Source organism: Methyloceanibacter sp. (assembly GCF_050728395.1).
Lineage (GTDB): Bacteria > Pseudomonadota > Alphaproteobacteria > Rhizobiales > Methyloligellaceae > Methyloceanibacter.
Genome location: NZ_JBOHJB010000135.1, coordinates 1 through 6000, shown reverse-complemented (window position 1 = coordinate 6000; position 6000 = coordinate 1). Strand labels below are relative to the sequence as shown.

Here is a 6000-nt window from a genome sequence, read left to right as displayed (position 1 = left end):
GGCGTTCAGCGCATAGACGTGGCTGAACGATTTGGTCACGTACATGACGCCGTTGACCACGATCGGCGTCGTCTCTAGCGACTCCGGCTCGCCCTCCATCTGGAAGATCCAGGCGGGGTGCAGCTTGCCAACATTGGATGTGTTGATCTGCTTGCCCGGGAAATACCGAGTCTGATCGTAGTTGCCGTTGGTATGAAGAAAATTATTCGAATCGCCCGCCGCGGCGTTCAACTGATCCTGGGTGACAGGGGTTGCAGGGGCGCCTTTTGACTGAGACCAGGCCGGGGACAAACTCGCCCCGGCAAGACTTAACCCCAGCGCGCCAACCAGCACGCCGGCCATCTTGAAACTCACCATTGCTTCCTCCCTTGGGTGTGGTCCCGTTCGGCCGATTTTCCGGCCGCTCCATCGGGTTTCCACGCGGTTGAGACTGCTCGCGGCCTTGCAATTTGTCAATCAACCGCTGGCTTTTACGGAAGTTGCGACTGCAGCCTAGCAATGAAATTTGCCACGCATCCTGCACGTTGATTGGTGGTCTGCTATAGGAGCAGCCGCTACAGTCCGGCCAGAATTGCTTGAGTTCTATGCAGTTGGCGCATCGGCGCGTGAGGTTCGGTTCCGGTATGCAGCCTCCTAAGGGTAGGGTCTCTACGCGACCGGCCCACTTTGGGCGCGACCGGATGAGAAAACATCCCAGGCTCAGCTTCTTGTTGCTCTCCACCGCTTGTCTCGCTGGCGGTGCGCTCGTCGCAACGCCGCTCAGCGCCGCGCCCGAGCAAGCGGAACCTCCGTCCGCACAAGCACCGGCTACCCTGGCGGCCCCCGAGGTGACCAAGGTGCCGGTCGGCTATCTCAAGCAGGAGGTGAAGCGGCCGATCCCTCTGTCGCGGCTCAATGTCGAGCCGGAGGACTACGGCATTGCCGGCGCGGAAATGGCGCTCAAGGACAACAACACCACGGGGCGTTTCACCAAGCAGGAATTTACCCTCGACGTCGAGCGCGTGGCCGTAGGAGGCGACGCGGTCGCCGCCCTGCAAAGGCTCGTCGACAGCGGACATCGCTTCATCCTCGTCGATGCACCGGCGGAGACGCTTCTTGCGCTTTCCGACTCGGTCAAGGGAAAGGACGTGCTCCTGTTCAACGTGCGTGCCGAAGACGAGGAGCTGCGGCAGGAGGAGTGCCGCGCCAACGTCCTGCACACGGCGCCGGACCGCTACATGCTCGCCGATGCGCTCGCCGAATATCTCGTGTGGAAGAAATGGCAGCGTTGGTTCGTGGTGAAGGGCCCGTTCCCCGAGGACCTCGCTTATCTCGAGGCCATTCGCCGGGCGGCGAAGCGCTTCGGCGGCACCATTGTCGAGGAGCGGGAATATAAGGAGACGCCGGGCGCGCGCCGTTCGGACACCGGCCAGCAGCAGATCCAGCAGCAAATGCCGATCTTCACGCAAGGCGCCCCGTCTTACGACGTGCTGGTGGTCGCCGACGAGAAGGAAGTGTTCGGCCCCTACCTGCCCTTCCGCACCTGGGACCCTCGCCCCGTGGCCGGCACCGCCGGTCTCGTAGCCATGAGCTGGCACCCGGCGCATGAGCAATGGGGCGCCACGCAAATGCAGAACCGGTTCCAGCGCCTCGCCAATCGTTTCATGTGGCCGGTGGACTATCAGGCTTGGATCGCGGTCCGCGCCATCGGTGAGGGAACCACACGGGCGCGCAGCGCCGACTTCGCCCCGGTCAACGCGCTGATCCGCAGCCAGGATCTCAACCTCGCGGCGTTCAAGGGGCAGAAGGTCACTTTCCGCTCCTGGGACGGACAGCTCCGCCAGCCGATCATCGTAACCGGTCCCGATCTTCCAGTTTCGGTCTCGCCGCAGGAAGGCTTCCTGCATGAGGAGGCCGAGGTGGACACGCTCGGGGTCGACCAGCCGGAGACCAAGTGCAAATTCAAGTGAGGCTGGCGATAGAACGCCAGCCAAGGGAGGTCATGAATGTTGCGGACCAACTACCTCGCCACCGCCGTCGCGCTTGCTGGCCTCGGTTGCCTCGTCAGCCCTGCGTTCGCCTATACGGTCTATGTCTCGAACGAGAAGGGCAACTCGATCTCAGTGATCGATGGCGCCACGCTCGAGGTCAAGGAGACCGTGCCGGTCGGCCAGCGTCCGCGCGGCATCATGCTGACCAAGGACGGCAAGTCGCTGCTCATCTGCGCGAGCGACGACGACACGGTGCAGATCCTCGACCTCGCCAGCAACAAGATCGTCGGCACCTTGCCGTCCGGTCCGGATCCAGAGCTGCTCAACATCCATCCCTCGGGCAGCCCGGTCTATATCGCCAATGAGGATGACAGCCTCGCAACGGCAATCGATCTCAAGGAGCGCAAGGTCGTTGCCGAAGTTCCGGTCGGGGTCGAGCCTGAAGGCGTTGGCGTGAGCCCTGACGGCAAGACGCTGATCGTCACCTCGGAGACCTCGAACATGGCGCATTTCATCGACACGAACAGCTACGAGATCGTCGACAACGTGCTCGTCGGCACGCGCCCGCGCTTTGCCGAGTTCTCCGCCGACGGATCGCAGCTCTGGGTGACCTCGGAGGTGGCGGGGACCGTTTCGGTGATCGACGCCAAGACGCGGAAGATCATCAAGACAATCGGCTTCGAAATTCCCGGGGTCAGGCCTGAGAACATGCAGCCGGTCGGTGTGCGCATCCTGGAGGACGGCTCGAAAGCGTTCGTCGCCCTAGGCCCGGCCAATCACGTGGCGGTCATAGACGCCAAGACGCTCGAGGTCGAGAAATACCTGCTCGTCGGCCAGCGGGTCTGGCAGCTTGCCTTCACGCCGGACGATAAATTGCTGTTCACCACTAACGGCAACAGCAACGACGTCTCGGTGATCGACGTGCCGACGCTGACGGTGATCAAATCGATGCCGGTCGGCAGTGCGCCCTGGGGCATCGCCATCTCGGAGAAGTAACCGGTTATTTCTCCAGACGGGCGCCGGCCTTGGGCACGATCGTCCAGCCGCGGCCAGCCAAGGACTGAGCGGCAAGCTGGCTCGCGCTGCCGGTGATCCAGATCTGGCCTTGCGTCCCGGTGTTGGAAACGAGCTGCGCGACGCCAGGGCTCCAATAGACATAGTCCATGGGCACGATGGCCACGACGCCGGCCCCCGTCTGCATTACCGGCGTGCCATTGACGTTGAAGAAGGAGTGGACCGGCGAAACGCGCTTGGCGAAGGCCGCGGTCAGCTCGGCCTTGCGCCGATAGGCGAAGCCCTCGGAATAGGTCTGGGCTTGCGCGGTGCGGGCGATGAACACTTCGCGGTCGCCGGCGGCTCCAAGCGACATCAGCGAAGCAACGATCACTGCCTTGTCGGTCGGCGTCAGCCCCGGTGTGGCGTAGAACGCATCGACCGTGCCTGGCGACACGCCCATGGCGGCAAGCTTCTCGCGGCCGAGCTGCTCGAGCTCAGCCGCAGTCTTGTCACGCAAAACTTCGCGGATCGTGCTGGTCGTGCCGCCGACGCTGATGGCGATGCCGGCGCCACCGGTGACAAAAGCGAGCCCGATATTGACCCCGGTCTCGCCGACGGCGCTCGCGCTCGCCACGCGCTTCAGTTCCGCGTTCAACGGCTCGAAGGTGGTGTAGGGATCGACGCCAAGATCGAAAGCGAGCTTCCGGCGCGCCTTGCTGCCGCCGGTGAGCGAGGCGACGGTGCCCTCGCGGTTCGGGTCGGTCGCCGACATCGAGGCATCGACGCGATTGAACCAGCCACCGACGCCCTTCCAAGCTTCGCCGACCGTCTTACCCGGCGCGGTAACAAGGTCCTTGGCGGTCTCGACCGGCTTGAGCGCCGTCCGCCCAGCCGAGGTGACAACGGTCTCCGCGGTATTGACCTGCTCGAGCGCCGCCGTGGCCGCGACCTCGCGCACGCGCATGCGCAGGAGCTCGGTGCCCTCGACGGTGAAGGTCCCGTATTTGGTCTGCATCTGATAGCGATTGAGAAACCCCTGCACCGTCACCGGCCCGACGATCTTGTGATAGGGGCTTTGCAGCAAATCTGGCGGCAGAATTTTGGCGGCGGAGAGGGTCGGGGGGCTCTCGTAGCCCTGCGCCAAGCTTGGTGCCGAGGGGAACGTGGCGAGCGCCGCAAACAGGCCCGCGCCAAGGCAAATCAACGCTTTGCTCATACCCCCCTCACTTCCAAGCCCCGGGCGACCAAAGCAATTCCCGGCCGGACGTTCCAGGCTTGCTGCGATTATATACGCAATCGCAGCGGGGCAATGCCTCAATACAGGCTCATCGCCCACGTCCCGCAACCCTCGCGGGATCGCCAAAATGACGGCACTTCGCGGATGCGTGCGCTACTCAGCTCGCCCGGCGCAGATCTTGCTCCAGATTCGACGCTTGCCGCTTGAACGCCTCGGCGGCCTCGGCGGTCACCTTCTTCGACATGGCGCGAACCTGCTCGGCTTGATGCGTCGCATGGCGCTTGATCGGCTCAGCCACGGCGTCGCTCGCATTGACCGAGAGCTCGCGGACCTCCTCGGCTTGCTCCATGAGCACCTCGAGTTGCTTGCGCCAAAAAGCGCCCTGCAGCTCGACCACCTCGGCGAGATTCTTGGCGCTCGCCAAGCTCTTCGCCAAGTCGAAGCCCGAGTTCACGTTACGCTGGGCAATGTCGATGATCTTGCGGTTGAGCGCGGTAGCCGCTTGTCCGGCGGCGTCATAGGAGCGCTCGATGGCCTCGATGCCGGCATCGAGCGTGGTTTTGGCGCGCTCATAGGCCTCGCGCGATTGCATCACCGCCGTGCCGGCAAAGGCGCGCATCGCCTCCGGAATGGCGGTGTCGAGTTTCATGCTCTCGAACTGGGCCAAGGGATTGAAGATCTCGTTGGTATTGGCGGTCTCAGTCTTTTTGTTGTTGGCGGCAGCATCGGGATTGAAGGTCATGGTCATGTATCTACCCTCTTTTTCCCCGCCAGCATGAGGGGGCGGAAGCCCCCAGGGGGGTGCAGGATGGTTGGGGCCAGTGCAAGCGCGAGGCAGGAACAGGCGATGACGCGCGAACCATCATCAGGCTCGACGTCAGCGGCCAGCAACAAATCGGAAAGACTACCACCGTCCTGGGCACGCGTTGCTTCTCCGGTCTCACCGGCAGCCACGGCTTTACGCGCTTCTTCGGGCGCGATCCCTCCCAAGGCACCTAATAGTTAATCACGTCCGGGGTCGGAAGTCGAATCGTGTGTGCCGCTTAGCGGGCGTCATCCCCAGCTGGAGAGATGCGGGAAGCATCCTTGTTGGCCGAGGAGTTTTTTTCGGCCAAGGCCTTGTCCTGGAGTCTTGTTTTCGGCTGTGAGCTCGATTTGGCGGTCGAGGTGGTTCCGACCATGCTGAGGCCGGAAAGGAACGCAGCCCCGCTGACGATCACCGCGGCAATGGCCATGAGACGGAGCGCGCTTGGAAGCTTGGGCTTGTCCGGCATTTCCGCCCGGACGATCCGGTTGAGATAGGCGATGAACGAGCTCAGCAAAGCGGCGACCGCGCCGACGCCGAATACCAGCATGGCGGCGGCAAGCTTCGGCTCGGCGCTGATCTGAAAGCCATAGACAAAGGCCCCGACCATGACGATGGCGGCAACCCCATTGAGGAGGATCAAGTAGCCGAGCCCGTGGCCGGCAATGCGGTCCTGTTGGCCGTCCATGAACATGAAACTGCGATCGCGGCTGCGCGGCTCGATCTCTTGGCGCTCTTGGGGCCCCTCAGTCATCCTCACCCTCGAATGCTATACCGTCATAAAGTCAGTATCCGCTTCAGGCCAAGGCAGCGGCCGTTGAGACGATCAGGCCAAGCAGCCAAGACCATGGGCGGTTTTCCATACCCCGATTCCCCCCAAAAATTGGCCGAAAACTTGGGAGACGTGCGCGTTTGGAGGGCGTCGCGCGTAGGGCCTATCGCGGAAACGTAGGCGAATTGTGGCGATGGGGCGCTCCTTGCCCGCACTGCGG

The 6000-nt window shown here is 63.2% G+C and carries 5 protein-coding genes and 1 pseudogene; 2 read left to right on the top strand and 4 right to left on the bottom strand.

Annotation, left to right across the window (positions count from 1 at the left end; translation table 11 throughout):
- Window positions 1–357, bottom strand: a pseudogene (locus ACREC7_RS15425) (quinonprotein alcohol dehydrogenase); the annotation flags it as partial.
- A gap of 323 nt (window positions 358–680) precedes the next feature.
- On the opposite strand from ACREC7_RS15425, the gene ACREC7_RS15420 reads away from it, so the two are divergent.
- Together ACREC7_RS15420 and ACREC7_RS15415 are read left to right on the top strand one after the other, a co-directional pair.
- On the top strand, window positions 681–1949 hold the full coding sequence (locus tag ACREC7_RS15420; protein WP_431556580.1) for an ABC transporter substrate-binding protein: 1269 nt from the start codon (window positions 681–683) through the stop codon (window positions 1947–1949).
- A 36-nt stretch (window positions 1950–1985) separates the two neighbouring features.
- On the top strand, window positions 1986–2966 hold the full coding sequence (locus ACREC7_RS15415; protein ID WP_431556579.1) for a YVTN family beta-propeller repeat protein: 981 nt from the start codon (window positions 1986–1988) through the stop codon (window positions 2964–2966).
- Window positions 2967–2970: 4 nt separating this feature from the next.
- Here ACREC7_RS15415 and ACREC7_RS15410 read toward each other — a convergent pair whose 3' ends face one another.
- The 3 genes from ACREC7_RS15410 to ACREC7_RS15400 form a co-directional block, all read right to left on the bottom strand.
- Window positions 2971–4182, bottom strand: coding sequence for a hypothetical protein (locus ACREC7_RS15410; protein WP_431556578.1), 1212 nt, complete (start codon window positions 4180–4182; stop codon window positions 2971–2973).
- A gap of 178 nt (window positions 4183–4360) precedes the next feature.
- Window positions 4361–4951 carry a phasin family protein gene (locus ACREC7_RS15405; RefSeq protein ID WP_431556577.1) on the bottom strand — a complete coding sequence of 197 codons (591 nt, stop codon included), beginning with the start codon at window positions 4949–4951 and terminating at the stop codon, window positions 4361–4363.
- A gap of 295 nt (window positions 4952–5246) precedes the next feature.
- Complete coding sequence (locus ACREC7_RS15400; RefSeq protein ID WP_431556576.1) at window positions 5247–5762, bottom strand: hypothetical protein; 516 nt, start codon at window positions 5760–5762, stop codon at window positions 5247–5249.
- Window positions 5763–6000 lie beyond the last annotated feature (238 nt).